This window comes from Nonomuraea sp. NPDC049758 (assembly GCF_040674635.1).
Classification (GTDB): Bacteria; Actinomycetota; Actinomycetes; order Streptosporangiales; family Streptosporangiaceae; genus Nonomuraea.
Genome location: NZ_JBFAMZ010000006.1, coordinates 1 through 18,369, shown reverse-complemented (window position 1 = coordinate 18,369; position 18,369 = coordinate 1). Strand labels below are relative to the sequence as shown.

The window sequence follows — 18,369 nt, the reverse complement described above, 5'->3', positions numbered from 1 at the left end:
GTCGTTCGAGGTCGTTTGAATTCGCAGACATGACGATGAGCCCTGCTCGTCCTTCTGTGAACTGGACAGGGCGGTAAATCCGGACGGTCAAATCTGTGACGCCTCACAAATCTGGGCGGCATTCCGCGAAGCCGATTGACGGCGGCCCCGGCGCGATCCACCATGGCCCGAACCCCCGGCCTCGATCAGCCCCCGAGGTGCCCGTGCGCGTGCTTCCCCGTCTCCTCACCGTCCTCGCCCTGGCCTGGGCGTCGCTCGCGGCCCCGCCGGCGTCACCGGCCTCGGCGGTCCCCGAACCGTCCGGCTGCGACCCGATCGACCCGGCGGCCTGCCTGCTGCCGTTCCCGAACGACTGGCTCACCGTCGCCGACCGCGGCACCGACACGGGCCGCCGGGTGAACTTCGCGGCCGGGTCCACGCCGGTCTCGGTCGCCGGCGTGCCGATCGCGCCCGCCGAGTGGAACAGGAACGACGGCTTCTCGCCGGGCTCGATGCTGCTGGCCAGGGTGCCGGGGCTCGACCTGGCCAGGACGGGCGCCGCGCCCATCACCGACATCGGCAGGTCGCTGGACCGGGACGCGCCCGTCGTGCTGCTGGACACCGTGACGGGGGAGCGGTGGCCGTACTGGGCCGAGCTCGACGCGAACGCGCCGGCCGACCGCCAGGCCCTGATCGTCCGCCCGGCCCGCAACCTGAGCGAGGGCCACCGGTACGCCGTCGCCCTGCGCGACCTCCGCGACGCCGCCGGCGCCCCGATCCCGCCGAGCCCCGCCTTCGCCGCGGTCGCCGGGCCGCCCCTGCCGCCGGACCACGAGCTGCACGACCGCCAGCGCCGCCTCCAGCCCGCGCTGTCCGCGCTGCGCCGCGCCGGCATCGGCACCCGCGGCCTCTACCTGGCCTGGGACTTCACCGTCGCCAGTGCGCGCGGCCTGGCCGGCCCGGCGCTGGCCATGCGCGACGACGCCCTGCGCACGCTGCGCGGCCGCGCGCCCGCCTTCGAGGTCACCTCGGTCACCGACCTCACCCCCGAGCAGGACGCCCAGATCGCCCGCCGGGTCGAGGGCACCTTCCGCGTGCCGAGCTACCTCGACCGGCCCGGCGGCCCGCCCGGGTCGGCGCTCAACCGCGGCCCCGACGGCCTGCCGACCCGCCTGCCCGGCAACGAGCAGGTGGCGCCCTTCCGCTGCGAGATCCCCCGCGTCGCCTTCGAGCGCCCCGCCCGGCCCTCCCTGTACGGCCACGGCCTGCTCGGCAGGCACTCCGAGGTGGGCGCGTCGAACGTGAAGACCATGGCGCAGGAGCACGGCTTCCTCTTCTGCGCCACGAAGTGGATCGGCATGGCCGACGAGGACATCCCGAACGTCGTCTCCGTCTTCACCGACATCTCCCGGTTCGGCACGATCCCCGACCGCACGTTGCAGGGCTTCCTCGACTTCATGTTCCTGGGCCGCGCCATGACCGCCCCGGACGGCTTCGCCGCCCACCCCGCATTCCGCACCGCCCGCGGCCGCCCGCTGATCGACCCGCGCCACGGCCTGGTGTACGACGGCAACAGCCAGGGCGGCATCCTGGGCGGCGCGCTGGTCGCGCTGTCGAAGGACATCGAGCGCGGCGTGCTCGGCGTGACCGGCATGAACTACAGCACCCTGTTCAACCGCAGCGCCGACGCCGCCCCCTTCCAGGCCGCCTTCGACCGGGCCTACCCCGACAAACTGGACCAGCAGCTCATCCTGGCGCTCATGCAGATGTTGTGGGACCGCGGCGAGGCCGACGGCTACGCCGCCCACCTGACCGACCGCCCCTACCCGGGGACACCGCGGCACCGGGTGCTCATGCACGTGGCCTTCGGCGACCACCAGGTGGCCACGGTCACCGCCGAGGTCGAGGCCCGCACCGTCGGCGCCCGGCTGCTGACCCCGGCCCTCGCCCCGGGACGCAGCCCGGACGCCGTGCCGTTCTGGGGCATCCCCGGCATCCGCGGCCGGGCCCATCCCGGCTCGGCCCTGGTGATGTGGGACAGCGGCGCCCCCGCGCCGCCGCTCACCAACACCCCGCCCACGCAGGGCGAGGACCCGCACGAGAAGCCGCGCAGGACCCCGGCCGCCCAGCTGCAGAAGTCGGTGTTCCTCAAGACCGGCGTGGTCGCCGACGTCTGCGAGGGGCCGTGCGTCACCCGGTGACGCCGGGCCGCCACTGCGTCATCCGGTGACGCCGGACCGCCACTGCGTCATCCGGTGGCGCCCGGCCGCCACATCGGCCAGAACAGGGCGCCGTCGGGCAGCGCGAACGGCTCCTCGGCCTGGTAGCCGTGCCTGGCGTACAGGTCGCGGCTGCGGGCGCTGCTGGCCTCCAGGTAGGCGGGCGCGCCGTCCAGCAGGGCGTGGTGGCGGCGCAGCAGCGCCGAGCCGAGCCCCCGGCCCTGATGGTCCGGGTGCACGGCCAGGAACGCCAGGTGGTGGTACGGCGGCTCCGGGTGGTGCCGTTCGAACAGCTCGTCCAGCACCCGGAAGCGGTCGGCCCACCTGCCGGTGGCGGCGGCCAGGCGGCGGTCGTAGTCGGGCGGCTCGGGCAGCGGCGCGTCGGCGGTGTGCGTCAGCCAGACCGCGACCGCGCGGCCCTCGTCGAGCAGGTCCACCTCGCCGTGCTCGATGGCGTGCGAGACCAGGATCAGGAAGTCGGCCACCATGATCTCGTGCCGCCCGGCCGGCTCGGGCACCAGGTACGACACCGCGGGCAGCCGCGCGAACGCGGTCGCGATCAGCTCGGCGACCGCGCCGGCGTCCTCGGCCGTCGCCCGGCGGACGTCGTGCGCCGCCACGTCCTGTGCGCGCCTCAACGGACGGCCTCCGGCGTGGCGGCGGCCTTGGCGCCCATGCCCACCAGCGAGTACACGCTCGGCTGTCCCGTGCGCAGGACCAGCGCCCAGCCCACGCCGAACAGGGCGGCCACCGCGTACACGACCGGCAGGATCCAGGCGAGCGGATCGCCCTCGGGCACCCCGAGCAGCGTCGGGAAGTTGTCCAGCGCCAGCCAGACCATCACCGCCAGCGCCAGCGCGGCGGGCACGGGGGCCAGGAACCGCCGCGCGAGGCTCTCGCCGCTCGGCTGCCGGGCGAAGAAGGCGACGATCGCGATCGAGGTCACGAACACCAGCAGCAGCACCCCGAACCCGCCGAACGAGCCGCCGTAGAAGAAGAGCTGCACCAGCGGGTCGAGCCCCAGGACCGCGTAGACCACGATGACGACCAGCCCGAGCACGGTCTGCGCGATCGAGCCCGACCGCGGCGCGCCGCTGCGCGGCCGGGTGCGGCCGAAGAAGGCGGGCAGCACCCGCTCGCGGCCGAGCGCGAAGAAGTACCGGGCGGTGGTGTTGTGGAAGGAGATCATGGCGGCGAACACGCTGGTGACGAACAGCACCCGGGCGATGTCCACGACCGCGCCGCCGAGGTGCTGGTTCGCGATGATGAAGATCGTCTCGGCCTGGTCGCGACGCGCGGCGGCGACGATGTCCGCCGGTCCCGTGGCGACCGTCATCGCCCACGACGACAACGCGTACAGCCCTGCGATGATCGCCACCGACGCGTACGTGGCCAGCGGCACGGTACGCCGCGGATCCCGGCTCTCCTCCGAGAACACCACCGACGACTCGAACCCGACGAACCCGAGCGTCGCGATGACCAGCAGCGCCCCCACCCCCGGCACGAACAGCGCCGCGGGCGACAGCGTCTCGGCCGAGAACCCCGACCGCGCCGGATTGACCAGGTCCGCCAGGTCGAACAGCAGGATGACCGCCACCTCGGCGGTGAGCAGGACGGCCAGCAGCCGCCCGTTGACGTCCACCCGCATCAGCCCGAGTACGCCCACCAGCGCCCAGGCGACCAACGAGATGGCCCACCACGGCGGCGCGCCGCCGAACCAGCGTTCGAGCAGCGGGGTGGCCGCCGCGCCGAAGGCGCCGTACAGGCCGACCTGGAGCGCGTTGTAGGCGATCAGCGCCACCCAGGCCGCCGCGATGCCCGCCGGACGGCCGAGGCCCCGGCTGATGTAGGTGTAGAACGCGCCGGCGTTGGCCATGTGGCGGGCCATGGCCACGTACCCGACCGCGAACACCGCCAGCACCGCGCCCACGACCAGGAACGCGATCGGCAGCCCGGTGATGCCGGTGACGGCGTAGCCGGTGGTGATCACACCGGCGACGACGGTGAGCGGCGCGGCGGCCGACAGGACGAAGTAGACGACCGAGGGCGCGCCGAGCCGGTCGGCGGCCAGGGCGCCGGCGATCGGGTCGGGCGCGGCGCCGGATCTCGCGGAGGGCATCGCGTTCCTTTCTGGGGGGTTCAGGTGCGGTGTGGTCGGGCCGGCGGTCCGGGGCTCACGTCCGGTAGGTCAGGACGGCGTCGCCGACGGCCGCGCTCACCTGGCGGCCGAGGTCGCTGAGCGGCTGGGGCATCGCGGCCAGCACCGTGGTCAGGTACTGGTGGGCGCCGCGCCGGTCGGCCGGGTCCTCGACGACGACGTCGGTCAGATCGCAGGCCTCGGCCAGCGCCGCCAGCGCCATGTCGTGCGGGGTCAGCGGCTGCCACTTCACCAGCGCGAGCCGCAGCCGGGCGGAGGGCCACATGGCCCGGTTGAAGTCGGTGGAGAAATAGCGGAATTGGTTACGCTTGAGCAGCCTCGGGGATTCGCGGTCGAGCAGACCATTACCCATCAACCGGCTGGTTACTTCGGTGACCGAGCGTTGTGCGAGGTAGGCCAGCCAGGTCCGGACATCGGTGTGCTGCGGGGAATTGCCTATTTCGGTCAGCACCTTTCCGGCCAGCTCGTCCGGGACCCGGCGCCGGTCGACCACCCGCAGCCGGACCCCCTCGACGGTGATCCGCTGCTCCAGCACCAGCTCCGCGAGCAGCGCCCCGGCCAGGCCGAGCGCCACGCCCGGGACGTGCAGCCGAGGCTTGCCCGAGCCCGTCGCGTCCCAGCAGACGAAGAAGAAATCATCGGCAAGCAAAAATCGGCCCGCTCACTATAGGAATTGGTGGATGACCGGTTCAGGAAGCAGCGTGTAGCCGCCAGCGGCAATTTGTACCAAAAACCCGCATCTCCGGGCTAGACCCTATTTATCGGGAAATAAAAAACACCGGCTTCATGGAGAAGCCGGTGCCGCCCGATCGGGCCCGTCAGCCGATGGCCGCCGGGGGTTCGGATCGTCAGTTCGCGCAGTCCTGCTTGTCGAGGGCCAGGCCCATCTCGTAGATCTTGCCGCTGCGGAGCAGGAAGTAGTAGTGCGCCTTGGCGTTGCCCGGCACGGCGACGTACGGGAAGCCGCTCGCGGCCGTCCGCAGCTTGTTCGCGTACGCGCGCTTGAGCTGGGCGTTGGTCGAGCCGATGCCGATGCCCTGCGGCGTCTTGGCGCCCTTCGGGGCGAAGATGATCGCCACGCCCTGCTTCTTGGAGATGAAGAGGCCGACCGCGTCGCGGCCGGTCCGCTGGGCCTTGAGGTCCCAGCCGGAGCAGGCGGGGGAGTCGAGGCCGGGCTTGTGGACGATCTTCCCGGTGGCCTGGGCGGCCTTGGCGCTCATGCCCAGCGTGATCCCGCCGTATCCCTGGGGGCCGAAGGCGGGGGCGGCGAGCGCGGGGGAGGCGATCCCGGCCAGCGCGACGCCCGTCGCGAGGGTCGCCGTCGCGATGATGTGCTTCGTCGTCATGCAGGGTTTGACTGCGCGCCCGGCGCACAAGTTCGCCGGGTTCGCGGGCGGTTGCGGGCTGACGTGTCCGTTACGCGGTTGAGGGATGGTCTTGTCCCAGGCCCGGGTACTGGTGCCGGTGATCACAGCCAGGAGGCACCAGAGATGACGGATGTTCCTATCGTTGTCGGCATAAATCGTACTCAGGATGGTTCTGTTGCTGTCGCTGTGGGCGAGTCGGGCATGTACAGCCTGCAGAAGGAGCGCATCACCCGGCGCAGGCACCACTGGGGCCGCCTGGGCGACCTGCCGGACGTGTACCTGCCCGAGATGCCGCTGCTCAAGGAGCCCGTTGACCTCGTGGTCGAGGGATACGCCGCCGACACCGAGATCGAGCACAAGGACGCCTACGAGGAGGAGCTGCGCGAGACGCTGAGCCTCAAGGAGGACGCCCGGGTCGTCCTGGTCTCCCACCATCTCAGCCACCTCTACAGCGCGTTCCCGCCCTCGCCGTTCGACCGGGCGGCGGGCCTGGTGATCGGCGCACAGGGCAGCCGGGTCAGGGACTTCACCGAGCCGGTCCGGCTGCCGAAGGGCACCGACGACGACATGCTGGAGGTCGCCTCCTTCTACCGCTGCGAGCGCGGCGGCCCGGTCGAGTGCCTGGCCAAGCAGCTCTGGGACGGCGACTGGGCCCGGCCGACCGGCCTCGGCTGCTTCTACACCCTGCTGACCAGGCTGCTGTGGCCCGAGGGCGAGGGCAACGAGGCCAAGGTCATGGGCCTGGCCCCGTTCGGCGACGCGTACGTGTACGGCCTGCCCGACCTCGACGTACGCGGCCACGAGGTGTTCATCCCCGAGGAGTGGATCGAGACCTTCGCCCAGCGTGACGCCTACGTCTACGAGCCCGGCGGCGAGCGCTTCTCCCGGGCGGCGGACCTGGCCGCGGCCGGCCAGCGCGTCTTCGAGAACGCCCTGGCCCAGGTGGTCGCCTGGCTGCACGGGCAGACCGGCCTGGACCGGCTGGTCTACGCCGGCGGCGCCGCGCTCAACGCCACGGCCAACGGCCGGATCGTCCGCGAGTCGCCGTTCCGCGAGGTGTTCATCCCGCCGAGCCCGCACGACGGCGGCACCGCCGTGGGCTGCGCCCTGTACGGGCTCATCGAATGCCTCGGCGTCGAGAGCCGCTTCCGCTGGACCGACGACTTCCTCGGCCCCGACCCGGACGAGACCGAGATCACCGCCGCGGTGCGGAGCCTGCCGGACGGCCTGGTGGCCGAGCAGCCGGCGGACCTCGTCGGCGCGACCGTGTCGCTGCTGGAGAGCGGCCGGGTCGTCGGCCTGCACCAGGGCCGCAGCGAGTCGGGCCCGAGCGCGCTCGGCAACCGCAGCGTGCTCGCCGACCCGGCCAGGCCGGACATGCAGGACTACGTCAACTTCGAGGTCAAGGGCCGCGAGTGGTTCCGCCCGCTGGCCGCGCTGGTGCTGGCCGAGCACGCCGAGCGCCTCTTCGGCGTCGACCGCCCGGCCCCGTTCCTGCAGTGCGTCGTGGACGTGCGCCCCGAGCACCGCGCGAGCCTGCCGGGCATGACCCACGTGGACGGCACGGCGCGGATCCAGACCGTGGAGGAACAGGCCACGCCGTTCCTGCACGACCTGCTGACCGGGTGGCACGCGGCCACAGGCTCCCCGGTGCTGGTCAACGCCTCGCTCAACGGCCCCGGCGAGCCGCTGACCGAGACGCCCGAGCAGTCGATCGGCACCCTGCTCTCGACGAACCTGCACGCCCTGGTCATGCCGCCGTACCTGATCCGCAAGCGCGAGGAGCCGCCGGTGCCCGGCCTGAACTGGGACCGCGACTAGCTCCGCCGCCCGTCGTCGGGAGAGCCGGTGCAGCTCAAATCCAGGTCATTGTTCCCGCAGGCCGAAGCGGGTGGCGGAGCCCGTGGGCCGGTGCGGGTTAGCGTCGGTCGCATGCGCGTTCACCCAGCCGTCCCGGTGCTGCTGACCGCCCTGGCCGCGCTGCCGGCGGCCTGCGGCGGCGGCGGCCCCGTGCGCACCACCCAGGGGGTGGTCGTGACCTCCGCCGCGCCGTCGCAGAGCACGCGGAACGCGCTGGCCGGGAAGGTCGTCGTGCTCGACCCCGGGCACAACGGCGGCAACGCCTCCCATCCCAAGGAGATCAGCCGCCCGGTCGACGTCATCACCGGACGCAAACCCTGCAACACCACCGGCACCCAGACCTCCGCCGGCTACACCGAGCACGCCTTCACCTGGGACGTCGCGAACCGCCTGAAGCCGCTGCTCGAAGACATGGGCGCCAAGGTGGTGCTGACCAGGCCGGACGACACCGGCGTCGGCCCCTGCGTCAACGAGCGGGCGGCCATCGGCAACAAGGCGCGGGCGGACGCCGTCCTGTCCATCCACGCCGACGGCGCGCCGCCGGCGGGCCACGGCTTCCACGTGATCCTGCCGGGCCTGGTGGCCGGGCACAACGACGCGATCATCCAGCCGTCCAGAAGGCTCGGCGTGGCCGTGCGGAACGCCTTCCGCGACGGCACCGGCATGCCGTACGCCACCTACACCGGCGAGCAGGGCCTGCAGACGCGCACCGACCTGGGCGGGCTCAACCTGTCCACCCGCCCGGCGGTGTTCATCGAGTGCGGCAACATGGCCAACCCGGGCGACGCCGCCAAGATGTCCGACGGGGAGTTCCGCGGGGAGATGGCCGGCTCGCTGGCCGCCGGGCTCAAGCAGTTCCTGACCGGTTAGGCCCCGTAGGCGCGCAGGAAGACCTCCACCGCGGCGTCGGCGAGCCGGTCGAGCTCGGCCTCGGTGTGGTGCTCGCCGCCGCCCGCGAACATGACCCTGTTCACCGGGACCCACAGCAGCAGGCCGACGAAGTGGTCGGCGGCCAGCCGCGGGTCGTCCATGGGACGCAGGCCGTGCCCGGCCAGGCGGCCGAAGGCCGTGGACATGCTCTCCAGCGGACGCTCGAAGCCCTGCTCGTACCAGGTGCGGCCGAGGTCGGGGAAGCGGTCGGCCTCGGCGATGATCAGCCGTCGCAGCCGCAGCACGTCGGGCTGCATGATCGAGGCCAGGAACTCGTGGGCCAGCTTGCGCAGCCCCTTCTCCAGGTCGTCGTCGCCCTCCAGCGACGCGGTGATCAGCTTGGCCAGGCCCTCGATCTGCGCCGTGGTGTCGAGGATGATCGTGGTGAAGAGCTGTTCCTTGTCGCTGAAGTGCTTGTAGACGGTCTGTTTCGAGACCGCGGCGATCGAGGCGACCTCGTCCATGCTCGCGCCCACGTAGCCGTTGCGCAGGAACACCGCGCGCGCCGCGTCCAGGATCTGCCTGCGCTTGCGGGCCGTCCGGCCGTCCTCGTCGGTCACCGTCACGCCACCTTTTCGATCATGAGTTCGTATAGTACTGGACAGTTCCGTACTGATGTGAGTACTGTACCGTCCAGTTCCCGAAACGAACAGGAGTGACGACCTCATGAGCGACCTTCAGCAGCAGGTGCAGCAGACCGCCGACAAGCTGGTCGAGTCAGGCGCCGAGCGCGGGTTGCAGGTGGCCGTCTACCGCGACGGCGTGCAGATCGTGGACGTGGTGGCGGGCGTGGCCGACCCGGAGACCGGCCGGCCGGTCACCTCCGACACCCCGTTCTACAACTTCTCCATCGGCAAGGGCGCGACCTCCACGGTCGCCCACATGCTGGCCGAGCGCGGCCTGTACGACTACGACACCCCGGTCGCCGACCTGTGGCCGGAGTTCGCCGGGAACGGCAAGGGCGGCGTGACCGTCCGCCACGTGCTGACCCACACGGCCGGCGTCCCCGGCGTGCCGCTCGACACCACGCCCGAGGACGTCTGCGACTGGGACAAGATGGTCGCCGCCCTGGAGAACGCCGAGCTGTGGTGGGAGCCGGGCACGAAGATGGGCTACCACGCCTACACCTTCGGCTTCCTCGTCGGCGAGATCGTCCGCAGGGCCACCGGCAAGCGCATCTCGCAGGTGCTGCTGGAGGAGGTCTCCGGCCCGCTCGGCGTGGCCCGCGAGCTCTACTTCGGCATGCCGCCGGCGGAGCAGCACCGCCTGGCCCGCCTGGAGGACGAGCCGATGGACCCGTCGGCGTTCGGGGACATGCCGGCCGACCTGCCGATGTTCCGGGCCGGGCCGATGGAGCTGATGCCCGACGCCGCCCTCGGCAGCAGGCCCGACTACCTGACCGCCGACATCCCGGCCGGCGGCAAGACCTCGGCCAGGGCGATCGCGCGCATGTACGCCGCCCTGCTCGGCGAGGTGGACGGCGTGCGGCTGATCTCGCCGGAGCGGCTGCGCGAGGCGACCGCGGTGGCCTACAGCGGCCCGGACGAGGTCTTCGGCATGCCCTCGACGTGGGGGCTCGGCTTCACCATCGGGCTTCCCGGCGGCTCGCCGCAGGAGAGCGCGACGGCGTTCGGCATCGGCGGGGCGGGCGGCAGCTACGCGTGGGCCGACACCGCGACCGGCACCGCCGTCGCCTTCACCAAGAACCGCCTCACCAACGACTTCGCCGCCGTCGGCGAACTGGCCGCCCTGGTCGCCCGGTCCTGACCGCCGGGCGCGGGGGCGTCGCCGCCTCCGCGGGAGCTCAGCCGTCGCGGCACAGGGGGCGGCCGCCGACCACGCAGGCGATGCCGTCGAGGTCGCAGCTCAGCAGGGTGCCGTCCATGCCGAGCACGAGCACGAGATCACTCCTCGACCGGTGGGCCAGCATGATCCGGCCGACGACACCGTTGTCCAAGACCACGGTCGGGCGGCTCGCAGCGCTGTCCATGTCCTGGCGGCTCCTCTCGGGTTCACAACAGGCCACGCGCGCCGGACCCGTCCCCACCAGGATGCACAGCCGCCGCCTCCGGCGCATCGGTCATCCGGCTCTACTTTCGTACGGATCCTGCGTTGTCGCCCTCCCGCCATGCTCGCAGAGGCATGGTGCGAGACTGGCAACGGCAGGCGACGTGCAAGGAGGCCGGCGTGCGGACGTGGTTGACCGAGCGGTTCGGGCTGACGGTGCCCCTGGTGGGCGCGCCCATGGCCGGAGTGGGCGCGGGCCGGCTGGCCGCCGCCGTCTCCGCGGCCGGCGCGCTCGGCGTGATCGGGGTGTCCGCCGCCGCCCCCGCCTCCTGGATCGAGGCCGAGGCCGCCGTCGCCGCCGGGAGCGGGCGGCCGTACGGGATCGGGCTCATGGCCTGGGCGTTGCCCGGTAACCCGGCCCAGTTCGAGGCCGTGCTCGCGGCCCGGCCGCGGCTCGTCTCCGTGAGCTTCGGGCCGTACCAGCGGTACGTGGCGGAGCTGCGGCAGGCCGGCATCACGGTCGTCACGCAGGCGGGCACCACCGACGAGGCCCGCGCCGCCGAGCAGGCCGGTGTCGACGCGGTCGTGGCGCGCGGGGCCGAGGCGGGCGGCCACGGCCGTGCCGACGTCGGCACGCTGCCGCTGCTCCAGAGCGTGCTGGCGGCCATCCGCGTCCCGGTGCTGGCGGCGGGCGGCATCGCCACCGCGCGCGGGCTGGCCGCCGTGCTGGCGGCGGGGGCCGAGGGCGCGTGGGCCGGCACGGCGTTCATGGGCTGCGCGGAGACGGCCCTGCCGGAAGCGGCCGCGGCCCGCGTGCTGGCCGCGGCCGAGACCGACACCGCCTACGGCCGCGTCTTCGACGTGGCCCAGCGCCTCGACTGGCCGGCCGAGTACGGCGGCCGGGCCCTGCGCAACACGTTCTTCGACCGCTGGGCCGGTCACGAGGAGGAGCTGGCGGCCGACGAGGACGCCGCGGCGCGGATCGCCGCCGCCCGCCGCGACGGCGACTTCGACACCGCCTGCATCTACGCGGGCCAGGCCGTCGGGATGGTCCGCGAACGGCGCACGGCCGCCGACGTGGTGGCCGGTTTCGCCGAGGCGGACGCGCTGCTGCGCCGCTTCGCCCAGCCCGGCGGATGACGCCGCTCCTGGCCTGATGCATCCTCTTGTGCCATGACAAATCAGACGCTCCCCCCAGCGCCCCCGGCGTCCCCGGCGCCCTCCGTCGCCACGGCACCCGGGACCGCGTCCGCCAGGGGCAGCGTGCTGGAGGTGATGGAGAAGATCGGCACGGTCGTCGTGCCGATCGCCGTCGCCGTGTACGCCCTGCTCTACCTGGGCTTCGAGAGCGTCTACGACACCTTCGGCATCACCCCTGAGCAGGCCGGGCTCACCCAGGCGAGCATCTTCGGCCACCTGGTGGCGACGCTCGTGCTGCTCTTCCTCACCCTGCTGCCGCTGCTCGGCCTGGCCGTGGGCGCCTGGTGGCTGCTCGACCGGATCACCCGCGGCGCCGCCGGACGCGTCCTCGACCGGGGGCGGGAACAGCCGTGGCTGGCCGCCGCGGTGGGCGCGGCGCTGTCGGGCGTCGCGTACTGGGGGCTGCTCGGCATCCTCGACGTCACCGGCACGCCGGTGCTGATCACGGTTGTGGTGGTCGGGCTGTTCTGCCTGCTGGTGCCGTACCGGTTGCTGCGGGCGCGGCCCACCGGACGGGCCGCGATGCGCGTGCTGACCGGCGCGCTGGTGGGGGTGGGCCTGGGGTTCGTGCTCGTCGGCTGGATGACGCAGGGGGCCGAGGGGGTGCACGACCGCGGCGAGGCCAACCTCGTGCTCCAGCTCACCGGGTTCTCCAACCAGTGGGCCGAGGTGCGCGACGACTCGGGCAAGCTCCTGTCGAAGGGGCAGCGCTGGCTGGTGCTCGGCCAGGACTCCGGCGCGTACGTGTTCTACGACTGCGCCACGGCCGGCACGATCCGCCGTCCGATCGACGCGACGGTGCTGAGCAGGATCGAGCTCGACCCCGAGTTCGACGCCCTCCGCTCCTGCGGTTACGCGGCAGCCAAATAGAACACGTTCCGGTAAGTTACCGATTAGTATGACCACCGAACAGTGGCAGGCGAGGAAATGGGTCACCATGTCTGAGCTAGAACGTGTTCCGCCCGGAGTGGATCCGAATGTGCCGAGCTCCGCCCGGGTGTACGACTACCTGCTCGGCGGCAAGGACAACGTCGCCGTCGACCGCGCGGTCGCCGAGCGGCTGCTGGCCGTCGCGCCCGACGCCCGAGCCGTCGCCAGGGCCAACCGCCGCTTCCAGATCGAGGCCGTGCGCCACGTCGCCCGCCAGGGCGTGCGGCAGTTCATCGACCTCGGCACCGGCATCCCGACCGCGCCCAGCATCCACCAGACCGTCCGCGAGGTGAGCCCAGCCTGCCGGGTGGTCTACGTGGACCACGACCCGATGGTCCGCCTGCACGCCCAGGTGCTGCTCGCCGACCAGCCCGGCGTCGCCGGCATCCAGGGCGACCTGCGCAGGCCCGCCGACATACTCGCCGACCCGCACGTCACCGGCCTCATCGACTTCGACCAGCCGGTCTGCGTGCTGATGGTCGGCGTGCTGCACTTCGTCATGGACGCCGAGGACCCGCCCGGCATCGTCGCCGCCTTCAGGAAGCCCATGGCGCCCGGCAGCCATCTGGTGCTCTCCCACGCGATGGCCGAGAGCTCTCCGGAGGCCATCGCCCAGCTCCGCCTGGCCACCGCCGGCTCGCCCGCCCAGGGCGCGTTCCGCAGCCACGGCGAGGTGCTGCGGCTGTTCGACGGGTTCGAGCTGATCGGGCCCGGCCTGGTGCCCGTCCAGGACTGGCGGCTCACGAACGACGACCACCTGCCGCCGCTGGACGACACGCCCCGGCTCCGGCTCGACGCGGGCGTGGGCCGGGTGCCCGTTCAGTAGTCCTTCAGCGCGATGTTGGTGGCGAACTTGTCGGTCACCTTCATCATCAGGCCGAGCAGGAAGCCGAACTTGAAGGTCCAGTTCCGCATGCGGATCCCGGCGGGGGAGCCGGGCGCCAGGAAAGTGCCCGCGTTGTTGCCGCTCCTCGTGACCTTGGAGTAGCGGCGCATCTGGCGTTGGTACTCGGCGAAGGCCACGCGGTGGTCGCCGCCCGCCGCGGCCAGCTCCTCGGCCAGCACGTACGCCCCCACCAGCGCCAGCCCGCTGCCGAACCCGCCCAGCGTGCTGCCGTACGCCGCGTCGCCCAGCAGCGCCACCCGGCCGTCGACGTACCGGTCGATGCTCGCCCGGCTGATCGAGTCGAGGTAGACGTCCTTGGCGCCGCGCACCGCGTCGAGGACCTGCGGGGTGCGCCAGCCCATGCCGGCGTAGGCCCGCTCCAGGATCGCCTTCTGCTGCTCGACGTCGTAACGGTCGTAGTCGAGCCGCTCGGAGGCGAAGACGAAGAACGCCGGCGCCTTCGGCCCGCCGACCGCGACCATCCTGCCGGGCTCGTTGTACATCTGGCCGTGCGGGCCGAAGTCGCTGTCCAGCTCCACCAGCGCGTAGTAGTGGCCGAGGAAGTCCACGCACTCGGACTCGGGGCCGAAGGCCAGCCTGCGGACGTTGGAGTGGATGCCGTCCGCGCCCACGACCAGGTCGAACGTGCGGGGGGCCGAGCGTTCGAAGGTGACGTGCACGCCGCCCGGGGTGTCGGTGAGCGAGGTGATGGAGTCGCCGAAGACGTACTCGCAGGTGGCGGCGGTGCGCTCGTACAGCAGGCGGGCCAGGTCGCCGCGGCGGATCTCGATGTCGCCGCCGGTGAACTCGGCGGGCAGGACCCCGAGCGTGCGGCCGTCGGCGTCCACGAAGTACTGGTCGGTGCCGCCGGTCTGGAGGCGGCGCACGTCGTCCAGGATGCCCATGCGGGTCAGGACGGTGTGGTGGGTCTCGCCCTTGAAGTCCACCGCCTGGCCGCCCGCGCGCAGGGCCGGCGCCTTCTCCACGACGGTGACGTTGCAGCCGCGGCGGGCCAGGCAGTGGGCCAGCGCGGGGCCGCCGATGCTGGCGCCGGAGATGAGTACGTGGGTGTTGTGCAGGTCGTCTCTCATGCGGCAAGCCTCGCCGGGAGCGCTGACAGCCCGGCGACGACCGGCTGACAGCCCCCGGCGCGGCCGTCCCGGACTGTCAGGGCGCGTTTCGTGGTGCCGTCCCGGCCCGTCAGGGGCTGTCCCGGGCTGTCAGGCGAGGATCGTGGACCGGGCCTCGTCCCTGGTCATCGTGGCGCCGCGGGCGTACAGGGCGGCGAAGCGCTCCGGGCCGAGCGCGGCCGTGGCGGCGGCGGCCGTCGCGGCCACGTCGTGGTCGCCGGTCACCGCCGTCCCGCGCAGCGCCACCCCCACGCCGAGCAGCAGCGCCGCCCGTTCCGGCGGGTCGTCGAGCAGGGCGGCCCCGGCCAGGCCCTCGACGGCGTCGGCCAGGTCGCTGTCGACCGGCGAGCGCAGCGCGACGGCCACCGCCTCCCGGTGCCGGGCCACGGCCTCGCCCGCCTCGCCCCTGGCCTGGGCCAGCCGGGCCAGCGCCGTGAGCACCTGCGGATCCGTGCTGCCGGCCAGCGGGGAGCCCGGAGCGGTGGCGGCCAGCGCGTCCCGCAGCCGTTCGGCGGCCTCGCCGAGATCCCCCTCGATCCTGGCCAGGTCGCCCAGCCTCACGTGCACGGCCGCCGTCCGCTCGGGCCGCCCCAGCTCGCGGGCCAGCTCACGGGCGCGCAGGCAGTCGGCCCTGGCCGCGGCCAGGTCGCCCGCGCGCAGCCGGGCGTCGGCTCGCCGGCACAGCACGTCCACCAGCTCGTCCAGTGCCCCCAGCTCGTCGAGCAGTTCGAGCGCCTGCGCCCACAGCTCCGTCGCCCGCGCCCACTCGCCGCGCCAGCCCGCGATGACCGCCAGCCAGTCGAGCCCCTGCGCCTTCCCCCAGCGCTCGCCCAGCGCGCCGAACTCCGCCAGCACGACCTCCAGCTCCCGCTCGGCCGCCACGATGCCGCCGTTCAGCAGCATGAGCAGCGCTTCGCCGAGCCGGCCGAGCGCCCGGCTCCACGGGTCGCCGCCGAGCTCGCGCTGCCGCGGTCGTTCCACGTCGCGCTCGGGCGGCCCCGCGGTCATGCCCCACAACGCGGCGGCGAACGGATGCCGTACCGGCCGGTCCGGGTCCGTCGTGATCTCGGCGGCCCGCCTCCAGTGCGGCGATTCGGTGCCGGGGGCGGCGTGCAGGACGGCGAGCACGTACTCGTCGGTCAGGCCCGCCGGCGGCTCGGTGCCGATCGCGTCGAGCAGCCGCCGGGCCGGCTGGACGGCCTGGCCGCGCCGCCCGCTCAGATACCAGTACATGGCCAGGGCGGCGAACAGCCGCAGCGCGGCCGGCGGGTCGTGCTCGACGCTCCAGCGCAGCGCGGCCTGGAGATCGGCGTCGTCGGCCCCCAGGCGGGCCAGCCATTCGAGCTGTTCGGCACGGTAGAGGTGGGGTTCGGCGCGCCGGGCGTGCGCCAGGTGCCAGGCGGCGTGCGCGGCGCGCATCCGCTCCTCCTCGCCCGCCTCGGCCAGCCGCTCGGCGCAGAACAGCCGGACGGTGTCGAGCATGCGGTAGCGGTCACCGGCGGTCTCCACCAGCGACTTGTCCACCAGATCGGCCAGCAGCACGGCGCTGTCCTCGCCGCACACCCGCTCGACCGCCTCCAGCCGGGCCCCGCCGGAGAACACCGAGAACCTCCTGGCCAGCACCTGCTCCTCGGCGTCCAGCAGGTCCCAGCTCCACTCCACCACCGCGTGCAGCGTCCGGTGCCGGGCGGCGGCCGTGCGGTCGCCGCGCGAGAGCAGCCGGAACCGGCCGTGCTCGGCCAGCCGCGCGGCGATCTCCGCCACGGGGAACGTGCGCACCCGGGCCGCGGCCAGCTCGATGGCCAGCGGCAGGCCGTCCAGCGCCGCGCAGATGCTCAGCGTCGCGTCGAGGTCCAGCTCCAGCCCGGGCCGTACGGCGGCGGCCCGGTCGGCGAACAGCCTGATCGCCGGGTAGGCGAGCGCGTCCCCGGCGGGAGTGCCCGGGGGCGGGGTGCCCAGCGGCGGCAGCGGCACCAGGTGCTCGCCGGTGATGCCCAGCGGCTCCCTGCTGGTGGCCAGGACGCGCACGCCGGGACAGCCGGCCAGGAGGCGGCGGGCCAGCGTGGCGGCCTCGGCGACGACGTGCTCGCAGTTGTCCAGGATGAGCAGCAGGTCCTGCTCGGCGAGGGCGGCGACCAGGCGCTCGACGGGGTCGGCCAGGCCGGGGACGCCCGGGCTGAGCGCCGACTCGCGCAACCCGAGCGCGTTCAGCACCAGCAGCGGCACCTGTCCCTCCCCGGCCGCGGGCGACAGGTCGGCGAAGCACGCCTGCCGCTCCTGGTCGCGGGTGGCGGCCTCGACGGCCAGGCGGGTCTTGCCGGTGCCGCCCGGGCCGGTGATCGTGACCAGCCGCGCCCCGCGCAGCGCGGCCAGGCGCGCCAGCTCCTCCTCGCGGCCGACGAACGTGGTGAGCTGCGGCGGCGGCGCCGACCGCGTGGCGTGCGCGCGCCGCTGCTCGCCGCGCAGGATCGCCAGGTGCAGCGCCGCCAGCTCGGGCGAGGGGTCGGCGCCCAGCTCGTCGGCGAGCAGCCGCCGCGCCTCGTCGTAGACGGCCAGCGCCTCGGCCTGCCGTCCGGCCGCGTGCAGGGCGCGCATCAGCAGGGCGCGCGGGCGTTCCCGCAGCGGGTGGGCGGCGACCAGCTCGCGCAGCCCCGCCGCGGGCTCGGCCTCGGGCAGGTGCAGGTCGGCCTCGTACAGGTCCTCCCGGGCCGCGAGGCGCAGCTCCTCCAGCCGGTCGGCCTGCCCGGGCGCGTAGGCGGCCTCGCGCACGTCCGCGAGCGCCGGGCCGCGCCACAGGTCCAGGCACTCCCGCAGGACGGCCGCCGCCGCCGCGTGCCGGCCCGCCGCGAGCAGCCGCCGGCCGTCGCGGGCCAGCCGCTCGAAGCGGTGGGCGTCGACGTCCTCGGGCGGGACCGCCAGCCGGTAGCCGGCGCCGTGGAACTCGATCAGGTCGGCCGGCAGGTTGCGCCGCAGCCGGGAGATCTGCGCCTGTACGGCGTTGGCCGCGCCGGTCGGCGGGCTCTCGCCGTACTGGGCGTCGATGAGCCGGTCGACGCCGACCGTCCGGCCCGCCTCCAGCAGCAGCAGGACGAGCAGGGCACGCGGCCGGGGACCGCCCACGGCGATCGGGTCGCCGCCGGCCGATCGCACCTCCAACGGGCCCAGGATGCCGAACTGCACGTGCCTGATTGTCCAGCATCGTGGCTGCTATCCGCACGTGGATGGGTGTGACCAGCGGTAACAGAAATGTCGGTATGCCTACCGATGAACATACGTATTTTCGAGCAGTCAACCAGCGCTTAGCGTCTGGCGGCAACAAGGCGAAACGGTCCGCTTGCTGTATCCGTCACCCTTTATCACCCCCCACATCCCCCTCACGCCCCGCGACCCAGGACACCCCTGACCGCGCGGCGGCCCGCGCACGCCCACAAGACGGCAACGGCCGGAGGGAGCCCCGCCGAAAGGAGCACCACAGCGTGAAACCCAAAGCCTTACTCGCGGCGGTCGCCGGCCTGGCCACGGCCGCGACCCTGACGCTTCCCGCGTCACCCGCGAGTGCCGCCCCGCCCGGAGCCACCCCTGCCCAACAAGGCTCCAGCAGCAGCCGAGCGGCGGCAGACCCCGCCTCGCTCGCCGCGGCGGTCGCCGACAGGGCGGTCTCCAGCCAGCTCGACAACCTCAGCAGAGGCCCCGACGAGGCCTA

The 18,369-nt window shown here is 73.4% G+C and carries 15 protein-coding genes and 1 pseudogene; 8 read left to right on the top strand and 8 right to left on the bottom strand.

All coding sequences use genetic code 11. From position 1 onward, the window contains the following. Positions 1-209: 209 nt before the first annotated feature. Entirely contained in the window at positions 210-2,180 is a 1,971-nt protein-coding gene (locus tag AB0J46_RS17020) for a hypothetical protein (protein ID WP_364332308.1), read from the top strand. Between the two features lie 47 nt (positions 2,181-2,227). Here the strand turns inward: AB0J46_RS17020 and AB0J46_RS17015 are convergent, their stop codons facing one another. From AB0J46_RS17015 to AB0J46_RS17000, 4 genes are all read right to left on the bottom strand, one after another. Beyond that, positions 2,228-2,836 (bottom strand): GNAT family N-acetyltransferase, encoded by a 609-nt coding sequence (locus AB0J46_RS17015; protein ID WP_364332305.1) that lies wholly within the window; start codon positions 2,834-2,836, stop codon positions 2,228-2,230. Next, positions 2,833-4,317, bottom strand: coding sequence for an APC family permease (locus AB0J46_RS17010; RefSeq protein WP_364332302.1), 1,485 nt, complete (start codon positions 4,315-4,317; stop codon positions 2,833-2,835). Before AB0J46_RS17010 ends, AB0J46_RS17015 begins: the two co-directional genes overlap by 4 nt. Positions 4,318-4,372: 55 nt before the next feature. Next, complete coding sequence (locus AB0J46_RS17005; RefSeq protein WP_364332299.1) at positions 4,373-5,005, bottom strand: GPP34 family phosphoprotein; 633 nt, start codon at positions 5,003-5,005, stop codon at positions 4,373-4,375. Positions 5,006-5,204: 199 nt separating this feature from the next. Further along, a complete protein-coding gene (locus AB0J46_RS17000) occupies positions 5,205-5,702 on the bottom strand; it encodes a hypothetical protein (protein ID WP_364332296.1) in 498 nt (165 codons plus the stop codon). A 222-nt stretch (positions 5,703-5,924) separates the two neighbouring features. Here AB0J46_RS17000 and AB0J46_RS16995 point away from each other — a divergent pair, with 222 nt between their 5' ends. Both AB0J46_RS16995 and AB0J46_RS16990 read left to right on the top strand, forming a co-directional pair. Continuing rightward, complete coding sequence (locus AB0J46_RS16995; protein ID WP_364332293.1) at positions 5,925-7,544, top strand: carbamoyltransferase C-terminal domain-containing protein; 1,620 nt, start codon at positions 5,925-5,927, stop codon at positions 7,542-7,544. 111 nt (positions 7,545-7,655) lie between these two features. Next, a complete protein-coding gene (locus AB0J46_RS16990; RefSeq protein WP_364332290.1) occupies positions 7,656-8,453 on the top strand; it encodes an N-acetylmuramoyl-L-alanine amidase in 798 nt (265 codons plus the stop codon). On the opposite strand, the gene AB0J46_RS16985 is transcribed toward AB0J46_RS16990, so the two are convergent. Next, positions 8,450-9,073 (bottom strand): TetR/AcrR family transcriptional regulator, encoded by a 624-nt coding sequence (locus AB0J46_RS16985; protein WP_364332287.1) that lies wholly within the window; start codon positions 9,071-9,073, stop codon positions 8,450-8,452. The two genes, AB0J46_RS16990 and AB0J46_RS16985, sit on opposite strands and share 4 nt — an antisense overlap. Before the next feature lie 106 nt (positions 9,074-9,179). On the opposite strand from AB0J46_RS16985, the gene AB0J46_RS16980 reads away from it, so the two are divergent. Next, the gene (locus AB0J46_RS16980; RefSeq protein WP_364332284.1) at positions 9,180-10,280 is read left to right on the top strand and encodes a serine hydrolase domain-containing protein; all 1,101 of its coding nucleotides are present in this window, start codon (positions 9,180-9,182) and stop codon (positions 10,278-10,280) included. Positions 10,281-10,317: 37 nt separating this feature from the next. Here AB0J46_RS16980 and AB0J46_RS16975 read toward each other — a convergent pair whose 3' ends face one another. Next, positions 10,318-10,503, bottom strand: coding sequence for a hypothetical protein (locus AB0J46_RS16975; protein WP_352320620.1), 186 nt, complete (start codon positions 10,501-10,503; stop codon positions 10,318-10,320). Positions 10,504-10,700: 197 nt separating this feature from the next. Here AB0J46_RS16975 and AB0J46_RS16970 point away from each other — a divergent pair, with 197 nt between their 5' ends. The 3 genes from AB0J46_RS16970 to AB0J46_RS16960 all read left to right on the top strand — a co-directional run bounded on the left by AB0J46_RS16970 (position 10,701) and on the right by AB0J46_RS16960 (position 13,476). Continuing rightward, positions 10,701-11,660, top strand: a complete 960-nt coding sequence (locus AB0J46_RS16970; protein ID WP_364332280.1) for a nitronate monooxygenase — start codon at positions 10,701-10,703, stop codon at positions 11,658-11,660. Between the two features lie 123 nt (positions 11,661-11,783). Continuing rightward, positions 11,784-12,590 (top strand): hypothetical protein, encoded by an 807-nt coding sequence (locus AB0J46_RS16965; RefSeq protein WP_364332277.1) that lies wholly within the window; start codon positions 11,784-11,786, stop codon positions 12,588-12,590. A 28-nt stretch (positions 12,591-12,618) separates the two neighbouring features. Beyond that, positions 12,619-13,476 (top strand): SAM-dependent methyltransferase, encoded by an 858-nt coding sequence (locus AB0J46_RS16960; RefSeq protein WP_364332274.1) that lies wholly within the window; start codon positions 12,619-12,621, stop codon positions 13,474-13,476. Here AB0J46_RS16960 and AB0J46_RS16955 read toward each other — a convergent pair. Together AB0J46_RS16955 and AB0J46_RS16950 are read right to left on the bottom strand one after the other, a co-directional pair. Continuing rightward, positions 13,470-14,627 carry an FAD-dependent monooxygenase gene (locus AB0J46_RS16955; protein ID WP_364332271.1) on the bottom strand — a complete coding sequence of 386 codons (1,158 nt, stop codon included), beginning with the start codon at positions 14,625-14,627 and terminating at the stop codon, positions 13,470-13,472. The two genes, AB0J46_RS16960 and AB0J46_RS16955, sit on opposite strands and share 7 nt — an antisense overlap. A 129-nt stretch (positions 14,628-14,756) precedes the next feature. Further along, positions 14,757-17,846, bottom strand: a complete 3,090-nt coding sequence (locus AB0J46_RS16950) for a BTAD domain-containing putative transcriptional regulator (RefSeq protein ID WP_364332268.1) — start codon at positions 17,844-17,846, stop codon at positions 14,757-14,759. A 296-nt stretch (positions 17,847-18,142) separates the two neighbouring features. Between AB0J46_RS16950 and AB0J46_RS16945 the strand changes: the two are divergent. Next, positions 18,143-18,369, top strand: a pseudogene (locus AB0J46_RS16945) (hypothetical protein); the annotation flags it as partial.

Excerpts from the sequence above, each read along its gene's own strand:
- AB0J46_RS17010 (WP_364332302.1), bottom strand. The coding sequence starts at position 4,317 with ATGCCCTCCGCGAGATCCGGCGCCGCGCCCGACCCGATCGCCGGCGCC.
- AB0J46_RS17000 (WP_364332296.1), bottom strand. The coding sequence starts at position 5,702 with ATGACGACGAAGCACATCATCGCGACGGCGACCCTCGCGACGGGCGTC.
- AB0J46_RS16995 (WP_364332293.1), top strand. The coding sequence starts at position 5,925 with ATGTACAGCCTGCAGAAGGAGCGCATCACCCGGCGCAGGCACCACTGG.
- AB0J46_RS16990 (WP_364332290.1), top strand. The coding sequence starts at position 7,656 with ATGCGCGTTCACCCAGCCGTCCCGGTGCTGCTGACCGCCCTGGCCGCG.
- AB0J46_RS16980 (WP_364332284.1), top strand. The coding sequence starts at position 9,180 with ATGAGCGACCTTCAGCAGCAGGTGCAGCAGACCGCCGACAAGCTGGTC.
- AB0J46_RS16975 (WP_352320620.1), bottom strand. The coding sequence starts at position 10,503 with ATGGACAGCGCTGCGAGCCGCCCGACCGTGGTCTTGGACAACGGTGTC.
- AB0J46_RS16960 (WP_364332274.1), top strand. The coding sequence starts at position 12,619 with ATGACCACCGAACAGTGGCAGGCGAGGAAATGGGTCACCATGTCTGAG.
- AB0J46_RS16955 (WP_364332271.1), bottom strand. The coding sequence starts at position 14,627 with ATGAGAGACGACCTGCACAACACCCACGTACTCATCTCCGGCGCCAGC.